This window comes from Parasutterella sp. St.1A3, from assembly GCF_059728705.1.
Genome location: NZ_BAAGFK010000001.1, coordinates 1037783 through 1056225, shown reverse-complemented (window position 1 = coordinate 1056225; position 18443 = coordinate 1037783). Strand labels below are relative to the sequence as shown.

Genomic DNA, 18443 nt, shown 5'->3' with positions numbered 1-18443 from the left:
AAGGACGGCCTCTTTCTTCATGAGGCCGTCTTTTTTTGCGTGCTCAAAAACGAGGACGCATTTAGTTCAAACATCAGCCGCTTCGACAAATTTTTCCTGTTCGAATGCGTGAGAATGCTGCGCAAATCGCTGAGAGCAAATCTCCACCGGTTTAGTAAATGCTTAAGCGCAGAAACCGCCCGAAGGCGGTTTCTGCAAAGCTAAACAAGAAGCCGGAAATTAGAAGACATAGCGATATTTCGCCTGCAGAGCCTGGTCAATGCGGCCTTTATCGCCTGCACCAAAGCCATAGCTCACACCAAGACTATGATTTCCGCGAGTCGCTTCCAAACCAAATTTCGCGTTAAACAGTGCGGTGTTCGCAATTCGGGTTTCGATGGAATCCGAAGCCGAAGAGCCTTCAAGCGCGAAACGGTTGCTGACTTTCTTGTCACCCATGGTCGGAGAAACCGTGAGATCCAGGAACGGTTTAACCTTCGCCCCGCAGGCGGCATCGTAATTTCCTTTAACCGCGACTCCGACCGGGATCTGGAACAAATTCGCTTTTTCTGCTGAATAACGGAATCCTGCGGTGCCGAAGTTATCCAGCTTAATGTGCGAATAACGAGCTCCGATATGCGGTGTTACTGTAAACGCATCACCAATACTCAGGTCTTTTTCTACACGAACGGCTGCCGTCAGAGCCTTCGTATCGGGCTTAGCTTTAAGGCCGGCAGATCTCATATTGTTTTCAGACCGGATGTAGCCGAGAGATCCGATCACGTTAGCATACTGAGTGTTCCATGCACCGTAGAGATTCAGGCCCCTGTATTCGATCTTGTTCTTTATACCGGAGGCTTCGCCGCGGCTTCGGGCATTGCCTTTACCGAGTGAAACGGCTAAACCGGCAGCCAAACCGTTGCCCATCGCGTAATCCGCACCAAATGTGACTCCGGCAAGATCCGCTCTGTAGCCGTACTTCGAACTTCCGGCTTCGTAGGAGTTTGCGCGAGTGAAAAGACCGTCCACATTAAGCCACAGATCGACTCCGGCCTTGTCATGACTGTAGCTGGAAATCAATGAGCCATGCTGCTCAATCGTGTCGGTAACCATCGAGGATATCGTCACGGTCATTGCCTGAGCGGCACCGGCAGAGGCAAACAGCGCTCTCTGATTCATCCAGCGGGCGGCTCCTGCATAGTCACCCGCATTGATCAGCTCACGAAGAGCAGCTGCGCTTTCCGCGTTTGTAAGAAGCGCTTCGCGCGTAACGTTAGGCGCTGTCAAACCGTTATCAACTAACAGCTGTGTCGGATCGTACTGGGCAGTGATCACACCGTCCTTAAATCCGTATCCATACCACAGACCGCTGCTGCCGTAAATATTGACGTTCTCGCCAACAACGACTGAGTCCGCAAGCTTTACGCTGAGATCGTCACTGACAGTGAGTTTTTCCATTCCTGCAAGCAAAACGGAGCTTCCGTCGGCCAGATTGAGGCTAGCTCCGGTAATCGCTGTTTCACTACCGATCGCAAGCTCGTCTGTCATCTCGACAGCGAGCAGACTGTCAGCCGCAACGGAAACGACACCCGACTGACCTTCAGCAGGACTTGTCAGCGAACCGTCCACGACGATAGAGCCGTTTCCGACATTCAGAGGTTTGGCAAGGTAGAGAGCAGACTTGATACCGTTCTCTGACAGTGACAGACCCGCTTTATTCATTGCGTTCAATGCCAAATCCGCGTCCTGAGAACCGAGGACCAGAGCGGAGTTCTGTCCGACCGTGATATTGCCGCTTTCAGACATTTCGACAATTTCAATTGCGCCAAGCGCCGGTGTACCATTTTCCCAGGCCGGGTCAAGGAAAATTGAACCTGCCAAGCTGACGAATCGGCTCACGAATTTGCCAACACCCGTTAAGCTGTTTTGACCAATGCGAATGATGCCTTTGTAATCAACGACAGCGTTGTCCACTGATAGGATTGCTCCATCCTTCAGGCTGACAGACGCATCTGTCTTCACAATAAAGTCGGAAGCAATCTGGAAGTTCGCCGCAGCGCCTGAATTACCTTCCACGCTGACGGATGAGCCGGCGTTAACGGTCAGAGAACCCTGAATCACACCGCCCTGAGTGCCGCTGCCGCCAATGGTGAGTTTGCCGGAATTGTCGTCGTTGCCTACGATCACGCTAACTGGCCCCTTATTTCCGGAAACCAGGTCGCCGCCGTTAGCGCCGACAATCGTAAATGTATTATCTCCTGCGGCAATCGTAATGCTCTCGCCATCTGTGACCTGAACCGATCCGACGCCGACCAGCGTTGCTGAACCACTAAATTGATCGTCAGTAATCGTGGCGTTTCCGTTAACTTTCAGCTGCGCGGACGAGACAATAGTTCCAGAGAGCAACGGCAGCGTCTCCAGAGTAACAGTTCCTCCTACTAATGTTCCATTCATCTGGATAATCGGCTTATTCGCCAACGTGTTTTTAATGTCAGCAAGGTACTGGACAGTATATTCAGCATCCGTCAGAATCAGCTTGGAATTTTCCTGAAAATCCAGTTTATCTTCATACAGAAGCGCTCCGATTTGCGTTTGGGCTGCGCTGGCGGCGTTTTCGAACACCTGAGCGCTGTTGGTCGTTACGGAGCCTTCGATGTTGAGTTTTCCAACCTGGATAATGGAAAGATCGGGCAGATTAATGTTGCCTTTTACATTGATTGCGCCCTTAGCATAGTCCGAAATACCCAGATCTTCCGAGAAAACCTGGACTGTACCGGATTCAATAGTGACATCACCAAAGAGATTCAATGTACCGTTCATCACGGAAATTGCCGAAGTGAGCATTGGATCATCAGCTGTCGCCTTAATGGTCACAGTCCCGTTAGGGCTGCCGAGATTAACCTCACCTCCCTCGATAGCAATGGATTCTGCTCCGCCTTTACCTTTGGCCACCGCTTCAAGCACAATGGATTTACCGTAAACATTGAGCTGACCTTCAGCGATATAAATATTCCAAGCGACATCCTTATCTACAAGTGCTCCGGAAATAACCGATTTCATTGTTACGGTTTTTCCTTCGCCGCCAATCGTGATTTTTTCTGAGTCGGACTCCGTATATTTACCGGTATCAAGACCAACGTTGTAGATCAGCATATCGGATTGCTCGGGAAGTTTATTCCGAGAGGCTTCAACATACAAACTGACGTTGCCGTTCAGTGTGATTTCACTGCCGTACGTATCATGATCAGAATAAAAAATACCAACGTTGCCGGCCTCGTTGTCTGCGAACGTAGTATCAAGCGAGTGGAGTGTAGATGACAGCGTCACATCTCCGTTCCAAACAACTCGTCCCCCGTCCCTCGTGAACAGTGTTTGTGAATCACGGCCGGAAACCGCGTTAATCGTAAGGACTCCGCTTCCTGTAAGACTTGAATTATCACTAACAAGAATACCGGTCGCCTGCAGTTTTTCGGCGGTTGACTCAATTCTGGTTTCCGCAGCCTTTAAGGTCAGGGATCCGCCGGAACGGGAAGAAATGCCTATGGCTTTTGAGTGATCCCCGTCCTCATCTTTATCCAAACCTGCTTCATAAGATGCGGCATCGCCCTGCATTGTGGTTTTCAGATCCAGGTTTCCGGAGACCGTTAAGGCGGACTCTCCTACATCTACGGTGATGGCTGTTGCCTCTGACCTCTCAAAGGTTCGTGCTGCAGTCAAGTCAGCAGCCAGAGCTCCTTCAATTGAAACCGCGGAGTTATTCAGGCTGATGGCGTTGAGTGACATCAAGGCGGAATTTGAGGTCAGTGTGGCATTTCCCTGCCACTGCAGTTGTGCATCTGAAAGCTTGACAATACTAAGAGTCGATCTCTGACTGGCTGAATCTGTTTTGCTGACGGAGGCATTAAATTCGTTTTTGCCGCTCAGCGTTGAATTCACTACGGATAAACCGTACCAACTGTTTGATGCGTTTTCAAGATTCGCATCTGTCAGCGTAAGTCCGTTGGCTTCATTTGTATCAGCAGTGATTGTCAGAGCATTGACCGGCGCTGATAAGGAAATTGCGCCAAATACGGCCAGAGTCAGTGCTGCAGTTTTAAATCGGCTGACTCTTTGTTTTTTTGAAGAAGAAATACTAGCGATAATTTCTTTAGAGAAATTACGATTGTTTAACTCAGATCCTGATCTCAGGGATACGGGGGGGGGTATGTATTTTAAATACCATTGTTTGTTGAAATAATCGCCTGAATTATATTTTTTCTGCCGTATATCTCAAGCAAAATCAGGGTAAACACTCAATAATCGTAAAATAACTCTCCTACCAAACCTGGCGCTTGACATACCTCTTCCTTCCGCAAGTGAAAAATATGTGAAGATATATTCAGTTTTCCAATAATCGCCCCTACTTAAGGCGGAGCGAAAAAAACGAAGCTCCCTTCATTATCGGCCTCATAACTGCTTTAAAGCGCCAACAATTTTAGGGAGCTTGGCGGATATCAATTTGCCTGCTCAGAAGTCAAATCCTCAGTTCAATGTGTGCTCAATAGGACTTTTCACTTTGCCACGTAAGATCTTTCGCTGAAATAAGCCGGCCGCTCTCTGTCTGCTTAACTTCATTTTTTAGCGATCAGCGCGTAAAAAACCGGTGTAAAAAACAAGCCGATAAAAGTCACACCCAGCATCCCGGCAAACACCGTCGTGCCAACCGCCTGACGCAGCTCCGATCCGTAGCCGCTCGAAAACGCCAGAGGTACCACGCCGAGAATAAACGCAAACGATGTCATCAAAATGGCTCGTAAACGAACGGCACTGGCTCGAACAATCGCGTCATACCGGCTCAATCCTTCCTGCTGAAACTGCTTGGCCATCTCAACAATCAAAATAGAATTCTTACAGGCTAATCCGATAAGCACCACAAATCCGATCTGCGCCATCAGACTGTTGCCCAGACCTCTAAGCTCAAGTCCGATAAGCCCGAACAGCAGAACCTGAGGAACAATCAAAATAATAATCAGGGGCAGCCTCAGACTTTCATACAACGCGGCCAAGGAAAGAAACACACATAAAAGACACAGACCAAAAATATATAAATTTGTGTTGTCCTCCTGCTTCTGCTCTTTAATCATTGAGGTCCACAGCAGACTAATCCCTTCCGGAAGCGTCTCGGCGGCCATCTTTTCAATCACAGAGATCGCTTCAGTACTGCTGACTCCATCAGAAATATTGCCTAGAACAAATACCGAGGGGTACATGTTATAGCGCGCAATGACCTGAGGCGCGGATGTTCGTTCGATCGAAACCACTGAACTCAGGGGAACCATCCTGCCGAGCTCATTTTTAATCCAAACACGATCTAGATCCGTTTCCAGAGAACGAAACTCAGAATCGGACTGAGCAACGACACGGAATACTCGATTTAACAAATTAAAATCGTTCACGTACACACTTCCGAATTCATACTGAATCGTATTGCTAAGTTCCTCCAAATCAATCCTCAGCATGGCGGCCTTTTCTCGGTCGATTTTTAGCTCCAGCTGCGGAGTGTCCGTTCTAAAGGAGGAAAACGCGCTTTCAATTTCCGGCGACGCGGCTAATGCTCGAATAAACTCCTGCGCCGCATCTGTAAGTTCATTCACGCCCAAACCGATTCGATCCTGAAGATAAAACTGGAAATCACCGCCGGCCCCGATACCCATAACCGCGGGCGGCGCTAAAACGTTAACGCTTGCCTCCGGTATCGCCTCGTTTAGGGTCGATCGAATCCGACTCATCATCACGCCGATCGAAAGCCCCTCTTTAATACGCTCAGGCAGTGGTTCAAGCTTTATCACCATCAGTGCGGCATTGGAAGCTTTAGATCGCGTCGCTCCGCTTTGCCCGACAATAACCATAAAATGCTGAACACCTTTGACCTTTGAGAGCGCTTCCTGAGCTTTCTTAAGCGTCTCAGCCGTCTGATTCAGGGCAATGCCCTCCGCAAGCTGAATGCTCGCGGATAAATAATTATTGTCCTGCCTCGGAATGAAACCACTAGGAACATTGGTATACAAAAACACAGTGAAGCAGCTGCAAACTGCATAAACTGCAAGCACCCACCAGCGAAGCTTCACAAGCATCCGAACAAGCTGGCTGTAGTGCTCCGAACATATACCAAAGAAATGATTAAACGCTGACGAAAACCATCCCTCTTTTTTTCGGACCGACAGAAGAGGCACACTGAGGGCGGGAGACAACGTCAGAGACACAAAAGCTGAAATAATTGTCGCAGCCGCAATGGTCAGTGCGAACTGCCGGTAAAAACTTCCGGTAATACCGCTTAAAAACGCCGTTGGAATAAATACGCAGGATAAAACCGCGGCAATACCAACCAGCGCTTTGCTAAGCTCCTTCATTGAAGCAAATCCGGCTTCCAACGGACTCATGCCGTTCCTGATCTTCGCTTCAATCGCCTCAACCACGACAATCGCGTCATCCACCACAATACCGGTCGCAAGAATCAAACCAAACAGCGTTAGATTATTAATCGTGAATCCCGAGGCTTTCATGACGATAAAGGTACCGATAATCGAAACGGGAATGGATAGAATCGGAATGAGTGAGCTTTTCCAGTTGTGCAGAAAAAGCAGAATCACCAGAACCACTAAAGCAGTCGCTTCAAAGAGCGTCTGATAGACAGATCGGATGGAGTTCTCAATAAACTCGGTATTGTCTATCGTCATATAGCAGTCCACACCGCTTGGCAGCTCCTTTTGGATCTCCTCAAGCTCGGCCCGGATCGCTTTCATTGTCGAAATCGCGTTCGCTCCGGGCGTCTGGAAAATTGCCAGACCCATAGCAGGAACTCCGTCTCGATAAAACTCTTCGTCATAGTTATAAGAAGCGAGCTCCGTGCGAGCAATATCCTTCAGATAAAGCGTTCTTCCATCTGCGCTTCTTCTGATCACGATATTGTCATACTCCTGCGGCTCCCTTAACCTTCCCTCGCCTCGGATCAGCAGTTCAAAAGCACCCGGCTGTTCCGTCATCTTCGGTGCATTAACCTTGCCCGCCAGAATATTTCGATTTTGTTCCTGTACCCGCTGCACAACTTCAGTAGGAGAAAGTCCAAGCTGCATCAGGCGATCGCTGTCAAGCCAAATTCGAATACTGTATTCTCGGCTGCCAAAGACGGTAATGTCGGAGACCCCCGAAAGCCTCGCCAATCGGTCTGCCATCTGCGAAATCGCGTAATTAGTTAAAAACAGCGTGTCACGCGTCCGATCGGTCGAATACAAATGAACGGCCGCAAGCTGATCACTAGAGCGCTTACGCACCGTAACACCGCTTCTTCTGACCGCCTCAGGCAAACGCGGCTCAGCAGCCGATACACGGTTCTGCACCAGCACCTGAGCAAGGTCGGGATTTGTTCCGTGCGCAAAATTCACCGTAATCGTCACGGTTCCGTCTGACGCCGCTTGGCTTTGCAGCTCAGTCATCGCGTCCACTCCGTTGATTGACTGCTCCAGAGGAGCAATAACGGAGTCAGACAACGCCTGGGGGGAAGCGCCGGGAAGAGACGCTGTCACAACGACAGACGGGGGAACAATCTCCGGAAACTGTGCGACCGGCAGGGACATGTAGCTAAGCAGACCGAAAAGTACAATAAATAATGAGATAACCGCGGCAAATATCGGGTTTCTAATAAAAAAGTCTGTAAATCTCATTGCGCTTTTTCCTCGATGCTGCGAAGCTTTGTCCCAATTCTCAGTTTCTGCTGAGCGCTAAGTACCACCGTGTCTTCCGGCTTCAATCCCTCCAAAATTTCTCGCTCTGAACCAAAAAGGCGCCCTACACGAACTTTTGCCTTTTGGGCTGTTCCGTCCTGGGAAGAAATCCAGACAAACCGATCTGTCAGTTCCGTCTGAACGGCCTTATCCGGAATCAGCATCAAATCTCTGCTTATCGGAAGTTCGAGTGTTACCCGACCGATTCGATTGGCCGCTAGTTCCGGGCTCGCCTTCAACTGCAGTTTTAAGGTGTATGTGAGCGTTTGCGGATCAAATGCGTTATCTGTGAAAGACAACTCTCCCGGATACCGTCGCTCTCCATCGTCAAACCACGCTTGGATCGGCGCGAATGGGGGACATTTCCAAGCACGCCGGCTCGTACGAGTTTCAGGAAAGCCTTGTCGTTAATTTTGAAATCCGCATATGCGTTCTGATCATCAATTAAAGTGGTGAGTTCAGACTGCCCCGCCTTCACTAAATTACCTTCTTTTAAAAGAATTTCTCCCAACTTGCCACTGATTGGCGCGCGAATTTGAGTGAATTCCAGATTCAAAAGCGCAGTTTCCAGCTGAGCCTTGGCCAGTGCTTCCTCGGCTTCCGCGTTTTGCATTTCAAAGCGACGGGTTTCAAGCTCTTCCTTGGAAATCGCGTTCGCCTTTACCAGTTCGAGCGCTCTTTTATATTTAGCGGCCGCATAGGTTCTTTGCGCGGCGGCCTGCCTTAATTCCGCGCGGCGAACTTCCGCCTGCGCTTCAAACGGCCTCGGATCGATCTCAAAAAGCAAATCTCCCTGCTGTACCGAGCTGCCTTCCTGTACGGAACGTTTTTTCAAATATCCGTCAACCCGGGCATTAAGCCGTACTTCATGGAACGCCCGAATAAATGCCGGAAACTCCATACGTTCAGCAATCGAATCGACTCGAGGCTTCATCATTCGAACCGCGGTAGGCTGAGGTTCTCCCCTCGGACTTGAGTCACTGCTTCGACAGCCTGAAAGCGTACTTAAAGCGGCAGCTGCCAACAGTGTGCACATCAATTTTTTATTCATTGTCATAAAAGATTTTCTCCTGATGCAATGATGGAGAAAAACACTTTTCTCGAGAAGAGACAAAACTTCCAATCTTTATGACATAAAACTACCATATATGATCATTTAATTTCTTTTCATCTAGAATATTCAGTAAGCAAATAACACAAAGATACTTCTATGAGTCTAAATAAGTTATTAGAACTAAGAGATGAAATGCTTCAGAGCGTTCCGAGCGAAGGTAGTTTTTTCGACGTTATTCCCGGACTCAGTCTGCACCGCAGGGAATGTCGGACACGTTGCGAGATCGAGAACTACCGTCCTCGTGTTGTCATCGTTGTTCAGGGGCACAAAACCGCAAAAATCGATGGAATTCATCAAAGTCTTTACTGTGCCGGTGACTGTCTCGCCGCTGGTTTTGAACTGCCCGACGGCGACCATTTCCTTGAAGGTTCCAAAGAGGTCCCTTATCTGTGCATCAGTTACGAACTCAATGAAGATTTAGTTCAGGAAATGCTGATAAAAATGGGTGCGCACATCGAGGACAAACTGGTTTCGGACGTTTCGGAAAAGGCCTCAAACGAGCTTCTGGACGTTTTTAGACGTCTGCTGATTGCCATGCGTTCACCAACGGAACGAAAATTTTTAATCCCGATTCTGGAGGAAGAGATTCATTTCCGAGTGCTCAGCGGCTCTCTCGGCTCATTCTTTCGGCAGGTCTACACGCCTGAACGGCCTTATGCCCGCGTGATGAAAGCGATTGACTTTATCCGCAAAAATTATGACCGACGGCATAACATTGAGACACTAAGCGAACTGGCCTGCATGTCTCCGACATCTTTCCATCGCCACTTCAAAGCCTTCACCGGAATCTCTCCGAAGCAGTTTCAGAAAGTTCTGAGGCTCAAAGAGGCGCAGCGGCTTATTTCCGAAGAAAAATTCAGCTGTCGAAAGGCGGCGCTTCTCGTCGGATATGAGAATCAAAGTCAGTTCAATCGAGAGTTCAAGGCGTTCTTCGGCAGAACGCCGGCCAATCCGATCAGAACCTAACCATGATTGCGTCACTGCAAACTATCCGGCAACCGTGCCGGCTTTGGCGCCTCTTCAAGCGTCAGATTCGAGTCTTCCTCGCTTTGGGAGGCGTGCGCCAATTTGCGGTTCATTTGCCGCGTGCGGACTTCCACTTGTTCAACCGTTTTAACAACCGTCTCCGCCTGAGTTCTGAGCTTATCGAGCGTGCCCTGGAACTTGCCGAATTCGGCCTGAACCGCGATAAGAATGCTCCGGATTTCCGAACTTTTTTTCTCAATCGCCAGGGTCTGGAATCCGGCTCGATACGCGCACAGCGCGCTCGCAAGGGTGGATGGGCCCATAATGTAAACGTGATAATCCCGATAGAGGCTCTCCGTCAGACCGTCGAGCGAGAGCGCTTCCGCGTACAGTCCCTCCGAAGGAATAAACATAATGGCAAAATCCGTCGTATGCGGAGGATTGATATAGGCTGAAACGGACTTCGCTTCGCGAATCAGCCCGCCTCGGATAGCTTCTTTAGCTTTCTTTAACTTTTCAGAATCACCCTCTTCCGCCGCATCCTGAAGCCGCTTGTAGTCTTCAATCGGGAACTTGGAATCAATCGGAAGAAGGCACTCCTTGCCGCCGATTCCGGGAAGCACTACGGCAAACTCAACCACCTTGCTTTTTTGATCCGCAAGCGTATGGGCATTTTTTACATACTGATCGGCCGTGAAATATTCGCTCAAGAGCGCTTCAAGCTGCACTTCTCCGAGCATGCCGCGGCTTTTTACATTGACAAGAACACGCTTGAGACCGCCCACGTCGGCCGCAAGCTCTTTCATTTCACCAAGACCTTTATAAACCTGCGTCAGCTGCTGAGACACCTGAGCAAAACTCTCGCTGACCCGACTTGTTAAAGTGCTCTGAAGCTTTTCTTCCACGGTCTCTCGAATCTTCTCAAGCTTGGTTTCATTTTCTTTGCTGATGTTTTTGAGATCTTCATCAACCCTGTGCTTGAGTTCGGCGATTGACGTGCTCAATGAACTTGTCAGCGCCTCGACTCGGCGATTCTGTTCATTGGCAAAGTTCTGAATTCTCTTATCGTTGTTTGCGAGCGATGTCGCGATCGTATCCTGCATCGCTTTCAATGCCGAAGAGGCTTCTTCACGATCTCCCTTGGCCTGACTCTGCATAGCCCGCTCAAGGTTAAGCTGAATATTCAGAAGCTTTGCGTCCATTTTGGAAAGCGTCACTGTCCTAATCTGTTCAGCTGCCAAGCTGATATCCTCCCGCCAGGCGGCTCGGGATTTCTCCGCGATACGCTCAGAATCTCTCGGAAGGCGCGCGAACGCAAAAATAAGACAAACAACACAGATTAACAGCGCTGCCGCAAGACACAGACAAAGTAAAAACAGCGCACCGGAATCCAATGAGAGTGAAGCTGCCGCAGAAGTGAAGCCGTTCATTTAATTGCAGGAAAAAATCTGATTATAGAGTGACTTCGTTACATCGACTTTTGCCGTCCGGTCTCAGCAAACTCTAATAAGAGGCGCTATTTCAGTATGATTCGCAATAGCGAAAAAAATTCCGGCTGATTATTATTGCTCTGCCAACCGATTCAGCGGCTGAGCAAGAGTGCACAGCCTCTGCGGAACATTAAACTCTGCATCACCGAATTAGGCTCGTGAAGTTCTGATCAGCTTCAGAGCGTGCAAATATTTACATATATAAAAGGACAAATATGCATATTTCCGTTTTTGACATGTACCGCATTGGTATCGGTCCTTCTTCCTCTCATACCGTCGGGCCGATGCGCGCCGGACGCAGCTTTATCCGCATGCTCCGAGAAAACAAACTTTTTGCTTCAGTGGAACACGTCAAAATCCGTCTCATGGGTTCGCTTGCCGCAACCGGCGTCGGTCACGCAACAGATCAGGCGGTTCTTTTAGGTCTCATGGGCAAGTCTCCTTCCACCGTTGACACGGATATGATTCCGACGTGGATGGACAATATTAGAAATACGCATCGGCTGATTCTTGACGACACTCGCCCTATTCAGTTCGATATCAGCACTGATATGTCCTTTGAGCCGAACGAGCTCGACCCGTACCATACCAATACAATGGTCATCAGCGCTTACGGCAGCGACGGCAATGAGCTGCTCTCTCAAAAGTATTATTCCGTCGGCGGCGGATTCATTGAAACTGAAGAAGAAGCCAAACTTAAAGAGAATTCAGGCGCGGTCTTCCCTTCCTCTAAAAATCTGACGTCTGAAAAAATTCCTTATCCGTACCAGACCGCAGACGAACTGATGGAGCTGTGCAGAAAAAACAACCTGCGGCTTGATGAGCTCATTCGAGCCAATGAAGAAGCTTCAAGAAGTTCGGAAGTGATTGACGACACGCTGGACTTGATCTGGAACGTGATGCGCTCGTGCATTGACCGCGGCCTAAACCGCAAGGGCTGTCTTCCGGGTCCGCTTAAAGTCAAACGCCGCGCCAACGCGCTCTATGAGAAACTGATTTCAAGTCCGCTCCGCGTGACAGAGGATCCGCTTCAGATTATTGACTGGATCAATGCCTATGCGCTTGCAGTCAGCGAAGAAAACGCTTCCGGAGGCCGAGTGGTCACCGCTCCGACCAACGGAGCCGCAGGCGTCATCCCGGCAGTTCTCAATTATTACAGCCACTTCATTACCGGCGCGGACAAGGAAGGAAGACACCGCTTTCTCTTAGTCGCAGGCGCGATTGGCTCGCTCTATAAGAAAAACGCCTCGATTTCCGGAGCCGAGGTCGGATGCCAGGGAGAAGTGGGTGTCGCCTGCTCCATGGCGGCTGCCGGTTTAGCTGCCGCATTGGGCGCGACAAACGAACAAATCGAGAATGCGGCTGAGATCGGCATGGAACATCATTTAGGGCTGACCTGTGATCCGGTCAGCGGTCAGGTCCAAATCCCCTGTATTGAGAGAAACGCTGTCGCCGCAGTTAAAGCGGTTAATTCCGTACGCCTTGCCATGATGGGAGACGGCTCGCACTACATCAGTCTCGATCAGGTCATCAAGACCATGATGCAGACCGGTAAAGACATGGCAAACAAATATAAGGAAACCAGCCTCGGCGGACTCGCCGTCTGCGTGGTTGAATGCTAAGGAAATAGATATGAGTCAGAAGATGCCCGCGATTATTGCCTCTCGTCCGTGGTGCGAAAAACTATGGACATTCGGCAGCTTTGTTTTTACGAGAATCGACAAAGCCAGTCTGAAGCAAGTCGCATCTTCTCTGACTCTGACGACGCTTCTGTCAATCGTGCCTGCGCTAGCCGTCATCATGGCGGCTTTTTCCGCGTTTCCTTTGTTTGCGCCCTACCGTGAGGCGTTCGAGAACTTCATGTTCTCCACGCTGCTGCCTGAGCAGTACAGCACACAGATTCTCGGCTATATCAAACAGTTTGCGAGCCAGGCGGCTGGCCTTACCGCCTTCGGTATTATCGGTTTGGCGGTGTCTGCGCTTTTATGTATCTCAACCATTGATGCGGCACTTAACTCTACGTTTGAGGTCAGAAAACTTCGAAGCGTTTGGCAGCGTGTACTGATCTATTGGGCTCTTTTAAGTCTCGGCCCGATCGCGATCGGCGTCAGCCTTGCCACTTCTTCCTATCTGACCGGCATGGCGATGACCGGGCATCTGTCTTCTGTTGCCTCCTGGCTGATTCCCATCTTTCAGCTTCTTTTCCAGGCAGTGATTCTGGCGATGTTCTACAAATACGTCCCTAACTGCAAAGTACAGTGGAAAGACGCCTTAGTGGGCGGCCTCATCATCGCTTTGGTCTTTACCGTATTTCGCTGGGCCTTCGGGATTTATGTCATGAAGGGCTCCTACACGACGATATACGGGGCATTTGCGGCGATACCGGTCCTTCTGACCTGGATGTACATCAACTGGATGTTTGTGCTTGCCGGAGCCGCGATTACCGCGATTCTGCCCATGCTGAGAGCCACCCGCTTTAAGGACTTTGACAAACCCGGCAATCAGCTGCTGTCTGCTGTAGCACTCCTTCGCATCCTTATGAAAGCCAAGCAGGATAACCGTCCTCAGATGAGCAGTATCGAACTTGCGGAAGCGATCGGAAGCTATCCGGACGCGGTCAATGCCACACTGTCCCGACTTATCTCTACGAATTATGTTGTACAGATCGGCACAGACTCCGGCTGCTCATGGGCGCTGCTTGCGGACGCGCACAGCAAAACACTGGAAGAAGCGTTTGAAGAATTTTCTGTGGATTTAAGCAATTCACTGCTGAAAGAAGGCTCTCCGATCGCGCAATGGCTCAATGCGGGTTTAAAGGACCAATGGCTTCAAACACCGATGATCAAAGTACTGAATTAATGCATCTCTTGTGTCACAAGGGCTGTATCTCGACACGGTATTTTTATAGCCATTTTGCGCGTTCTATGCATTAATGGATAACACTGATTATAAATACACAAAAAATTGAAAACTTGCAGTTTAATCCCTGCTATCATCCCACTTGTAGAGTTTTTACCCCTTTATTTTAGGAGGGCATTAATGAATAAAGCTGAACTTATTGAAGCTGTCGCAATCGAATGCGACATCACCAGACCGGCAGCTGCGAGAGCTGTTGATTCTGTTTTAGCAAACATTGAGAGAACTTTGAAAAAAGGAGACGAAGTTCGTTTGTTGGGTTTCGGCACCTTCTCGGTAGTTGAAAGAGCAGCCCGTAAAGGACGCAACCTGAAAACAAATGAAACAATTGATATCCCTGCGCGCACAGGGCGTACGCATGAATTTATTTGTTAATTAGTGAGGTTAACGCCTCCAGAGCTGCTGTCGGAGACTGCAGCTTAGCCATGATTCGCTTCACGCTTTTAGCCTCTTTGCCGGTTTCGGTTTCCTCTTCTTTTTGAAGTTTTCTGATCATCCCGAGCGCCCATTTATTCAAGAGGACTCTGTTTTGCAGATAGTTGGCGTTTTTGCACTGTGTTCTATCTTGGTAGAAGTTAACATCCAGGACGTAGTGGAGGTCATTTTCAATTCCCCAGTGACGTCTAACGGCTCTGGCACATTGTTCTGCGATATGGGCATTCAAGAAGTTCAGGGAGCTAATGTAGTAGCGATCAAGAGAACTGATCTCGCCGGTTGTCTTGTTAACGCTCTCTGTTGTAGCTTTAATGATCGTGCCCTCATCCAGCCCTATCCACTTCTTCAATAAGGCTGCGGGCAGGCAACTTCCGGGAAGGACCGAAATCTTTCTTGTCTCGATTCTTCCATGTCCGAGTTCAACTTTTTCGGTCTCCAGCGTACGGGTTTCGGTGCGGTCCACGAAGCTTAACTGCATGTCATAAAACAACGATTTGTGGTTCTGTTTCACCGCAAGGCAGTAGTCTGCCTTTCTTTGGATTAAAGCTGAAGCAAACTTTTCCTGCGTATTGAGTGCATCGGCCGTAACAATACATCCTGCCAAATCGAGTCCCTCAACCATGGAGGCGGCGTGCGTGATCTCATTTTCCTTGCTCCCGATGAGCTTTTGTCCTAAAGCAATTCCATTTTCAGTGTCATAGAAGGTAAGAATGTATTTACCGGCTCTTTCTCCACTTCTTCTGGAGGCTTTGACCGCTTGACCGTCCACTGCAACAATTCGAGAAGTAAATTTATGAAGCAGAGGTTCTACAAGTCTGCCGTAAAAGCTTTGGAATTGTTCAGGATCTATCAGCATAAGAAGACGCCGAACGGTATCGTGAGAAATATCCTGCTTAGGAAAGTCTTCAAATGCTGTTTCCAGGGCTGCCCGATGGTTGCTCCAATAATCTGCGATTTGCACACAACTTGTCTGCCCGGACAAGGAGCTGAGCAAAGCGACTAAATACACGTACGCCAAAGGATATTGAACTTTCGCAGCCTGACGAGGGTCAACAACTTCATTGGACAGAATTTCAGAGGTTTTATTAACGACTTCTGCAGTCGAAGACTTAACCTCCAGCTTCAAATCCTTGATTTGTTGTTTGAGAAGGTAGCTTTTGGCATAAGTAAATACACCGTTAACGATCGTACCGACCTGAGTACGCTGTTCACGAGATCTTTTGTGTTCCTTACTGTAGTAATAAGTGGACTTGTAAACATAGAAGCGTTGTTGTTTCTCGTTCCAGTTGACCTTGCAGCCTTGCGGGATAAGGTCGAGGATTTCCTTGCTGACAGCCATCATGCCACCTATTAAATTACAGACATATATATTATATGCTATATTTCAAAAAAAGTCAACCGTTTTTGTCGACTTTTTAATGAGTTAAGGATGTTTTGTTAAAAATTTTGTGCGTTCGCCCTGCTGCGCGCAAAATTCCTAAGTTTGCCGCTGGCAAAAACTTAAAAGATAGTGTAGAATAGCCATTCCGTTGTTGAGGAGAACACAGTTCTCCAAACGAGAGCTGGGTGCTTAGCTCAGTTGGTAGAGCGGCGCCCTTACAAGGCGTAGGTCGGGAGTTCGAGACTCTCAGCACCCACCACAGTTTCTCGTTAGCAACTGATTGGAGTGGTAGTTCAGTTGGTTAGAATATCGGCCTGTCACGCCGAGGGTCGCGGGTTCGAGTCCCGTCCACTCCGCCAAGATTCTGAAGCCTGAGATTTGCGTCTCAGGCTTTTTTCATTTCCGCGCGAGAAGAAATTCGGCGGGGCGCCGCCGGAGAAATCTTGGTTTGTTTCGCCCCCTGCTCTCACTGAAATATTGTAGAATCTAGAGCCTCTAGCAGAGGCTCAACTTTTAATCTGAAGGCATCTTCTTTAGAAGTCTGTCTCTTCTTCGTCGTCTTCGTAGACCTGAGCCTTTTCGGGCTCTGCATCAGGAACCGGAACCCCGAGGGCTTCAAATAACATCCGTCTTTTCCCTGCGATTTCACCGAAGTAGTAACCTCCGCAGAATCTGGTCTGCATTACATTGTTCAAAGAGTCCAGAACTCTGCAGTCACTGTCATACACCATCGGCAGACTATTATTCTTTTTGCACTCCTCACTGTATTTTCTCAGCCTGGTTCTGACAATCATCGCAATAGAGGTTGCCAGGAACTGTACAAACGTTTTACCAGTCAATGATTCGTTGTCCGAGACTCGATTTCTTGAGCAGCCCAAGCGGGATTTGAGCGTTTTAAATGTATCTTCGACTATCCAGCGTTCCTGGTAAGCGCACCAAGCTTTTCCAGCATCGGATATTTCGTCGCTTACCAGTACCCGGTAGCCTTTGTAGCGGAGCTTTTGATCCACTTTTTTATTGTCGACGCTGTAGCTGACCGTGCCGTCTTTCTCATGTTTTTCAAACACCTCTTCTAGTAATGTTTGTTCGTTTTCATCGAGAGACTTACCGGCAGCCATCTTTTCGCGTATACGAATGATTCTCTCAAACATCCCTTGTCTGGCATTCTCAGCAATTTGTCGATCGAAATAGATATGCCAGTAAAGCTCCGCAGTTTCCTGCGTCTTTTTTGTGGATCTCTGACCCGTTACAGGATTAGGTTCATAAATCCAGCTGATCTTCTTTGTCACCTGAAAGACCTGGGTAAACCAATCCATTCGATTTAAGTCCTGGAGGTTAACTCTTTCTTCATCAATGAGCTCTTGGGTAAGGCTGCCTGATATCCCGCACTTCATGTTGAACAGAAAGCCAACTTTATTTCTCAGGCAGTCATTGATGTTTTTTGTACCGCTGTAACCTCGGTCAGACACAAGAACAACGTTTTGGATGCCTAGTCTGGAGTTGTCAGCAATGACCCGCCTGACGGTTTGTACGTCCGGAACGTTTCCGTCGTAGGTTCGATAGAAGATAGGCAGTCCGCTTTTGGACTCGACCAACATCAGCAGATTAATTTGAGGAAGGTTGTCCTCGTCTTTATTCCTGCCTCTTTCTACATTTGGCAGTTTATTTGCGTAGCTCGAAATGGAGGTCGAATCTAAAGCCAATGTCAGCCTGTCGTCGTCCCCATTTTTTTTCTTCTGCTCTATTAATCCCTCCTGGATGGCAGAAAAGTAATTTTCTATTTGTTGTTTTTTGATTTTCCTAAAAACTCTGCCTATTGAGGAAGGATGCAAAGCCCCGCCCCATGGAAGACGAGTCGCCTCGGCAAAGGTCGGATATTTAGAAATATTGTTGTCTTGATTGAGGATTATGAAGTAGGCAATCGACAAAACTGTTAGATAGTCTCGGCGCTGTGGGAAGGCCCTTTTAAGAGCTTCTCCGATAGGAGATTGCGCAACGAGCTGATCCAGCGTCCACGTGGCTCCCGCATGCAGTTGTTTGACATCCATTGCTTGAGAAAGAGTAAAACCGCCTTCGCTCACCGCAGTGAAGATATAGTCTTTGCCCTTGCGTTGGCAAATAAAATCCCTTAATTCAGGGCGCTCAGCTAAAAAGTGTTCGTCCCAGCGGATTCGGCCTTCCTTCTGGCCGGAGGTAACAGTACCGACCTTCTTGAAGCTAACTCGATAACTTCTCTTTTTCTCGGAATCCCACTTATTTTTATAGGTGTAAACGTAATAAGCCGAAGGGCTCTTTTTAATAATGAGCGGAGGAAGTTTTGGCGTATTCATAATTACAATCGATTATCTAATTAGATAATCTAGTATAACACGAAAAATCATTTTATTCCACTGAAATAAAAT

Annotated in this window: 11 protein-coding genes and 2 tRNA genes; 6 read left to right on the top strand and 7 right to left on the bottom strand. The window is 48.5% G+C overall.

Annotated elements, in window-relative coordinates:
- Positions 1–219 precede the first annotated feature (219 nt).
- The 4 genes from AC6I1F_RS05000 to AC6I1F_RS04985 all read right to left on the bottom strand — a co-directional run bounded on the left by AC6I1F_RS05000 (position 220) and on the right by AC6I1F_RS04985 (position 8796).
- Positions 220–3915 carry an autotransporter family protein gene (locus AC6I1F_RS05000; protein WP_290432882.1) on the bottom strand — a complete coding sequence of 1232 codons (3696 nt, stop codon included), beginning with the start codon at positions 3913–3915 and terminating at the stop codon, positions 220–222.
- 674 nt (positions 3916–4589) lie between these two features.
- Positions 4590–7679, bottom strand: coding sequence for an efflux RND transporter permease subunit (locus AC6I1F_RS04995; protein ID WP_288319995.1), 3090 nt, complete (start codon positions 7677–7679; stop codon positions 4590–4592).
- On the bottom strand, positions 7676–8038 hold the full coding sequence (locus AC6I1F_RS04990) for an efflux RND transporter periplasmic adaptor subunit (RefSeq protein ID WP_160335966.1): 363 nt from the start codon (positions 8036–8038) through the stop codon (positions 7676–7678). Before AC6I1F_RS04990 ends, AC6I1F_RS04995 begins: the two co-directional genes overlap by 4 nt.
- Positions 7987–8796: an efflux RND transporter periplasmic adaptor subunit gene (locus AC6I1F_RS04985; RefSeq protein WP_288319997.1), complete on the bottom strand. Its 810-nt coding sequence runs from the start codon at positions 8794–8796 to the stop codon at positions 7987–7989. Before AC6I1F_RS04985 ends, AC6I1F_RS04990 begins: the two co-directional genes overlap by 52 nt.
- Positions 8797–8985: 189 nt before the next feature.
- On the opposite strand from AC6I1F_RS04985, the gene AC6I1F_RS04980 reads away from it, so the two are divergent.
- The gene (locus tag AC6I1F_RS04980; protein WP_160335968.1) at positions 8986–9819 is read left to right on the top strand and encodes an AraC family transcriptional regulator; all 834 of its coding nucleotides are present in this window, start codon (positions 8986–8988) and stop codon (positions 9817–9819) included.
- A gap of 11 nt (positions 9820–9830) precedes the next feature.
- On the opposite strand, the gene AC6I1F_RS04975 is transcribed toward AC6I1F_RS04980, so the two are convergent.
- Positions 9831–11249, bottom strand: coding sequence for a DNA recombination protein RmuC (locus AC6I1F_RS04975; protein WP_160335969.1), 1419 nt, complete (start codon positions 11247–11249; stop codon positions 9831–9833).
- 275 nt (positions 11250–11524) lie between these two features.
- Here AC6I1F_RS04975 and AC6I1F_RS04970 point away from each other — a divergent pair, with 275 nt between their 5' ends.
- The 3 genes from AC6I1F_RS04970 (at position 11525) to AC6I1F_RS04960 (ending at position 14600) form a co-directional block, all read left to right on the top strand.
- Positions 11525–12931: an L-serine ammonia-lyase gene (locus AC6I1F_RS04970; RefSeq protein WP_160335970.1), complete on the top strand. Its 1407-nt coding sequence runs from the start codon at positions 11525–11527 to the stop codon at positions 12929–12931.
- A gap of 10 nt (positions 12932–12941) precedes the next feature.
- On the top strand, positions 12942–14168 hold the full coding sequence (locus AC6I1F_RS04965) for a YihY family inner membrane protein (RefSeq protein WP_160335971.1): 1227 nt from the start codon (positions 12942–12944) through the stop codon (positions 14166–14168).
- A 180-nt stretch (positions 14169–14348) separates the two neighbouring features.
- Complete coding sequence (locus AC6I1F_RS04960; RefSeq protein WP_290432881.1) at positions 14349–14600, top strand: HU family DNA-binding protein; 252 nt, start codon at positions 14349–14351, stop codon at positions 14598–14600.
- Here the strand turns inward: AC6I1F_RS04960 and AC6I1F_RS04955 are convergent.
- Positions 14590–16002: an ISAs1 family transposase gene (locus AC6I1F_RS04955; RefSeq protein WP_497801597.1), complete on the bottom strand. Its 1413-nt coding sequence runs from the start codon at positions 16000–16002 to the stop codon at positions 14590–14592. The genes AC6I1F_RS04960 and AC6I1F_RS04955 overlap by 11 nt on opposite strands.
- Positions 16003–16224: 222 nt before the next feature.
- Here AC6I1F_RS04955 and AC6I1F_RS04950 point away from each other — a divergent pair.
- Positions 16225–16300 (top strand) — tRNA-Val (locus AC6I1F_RS04950).
- Between the two features lie 23 nt (positions 16301–16323).
- Positions 16324–16400: transfer RNA gene (locus AC6I1F_RS04945), tRNA-Asp, on the top strand.
- Positions 16401–16574: 174 nt separating this feature from the next.
- Here the strand turns inward: AC6I1F_RS04945 and AC6I1F_RS04940 are convergent.
- Entirely contained in the window at positions 16575–18371 is a 1797-nt protein-coding gene (locus AC6I1F_RS04940; RefSeq protein ID WP_497801614.1) for an IS1634 family transposase, read from the bottom strand.
- Positions 18372–18443 lie beyond the last annotated feature (72 nt).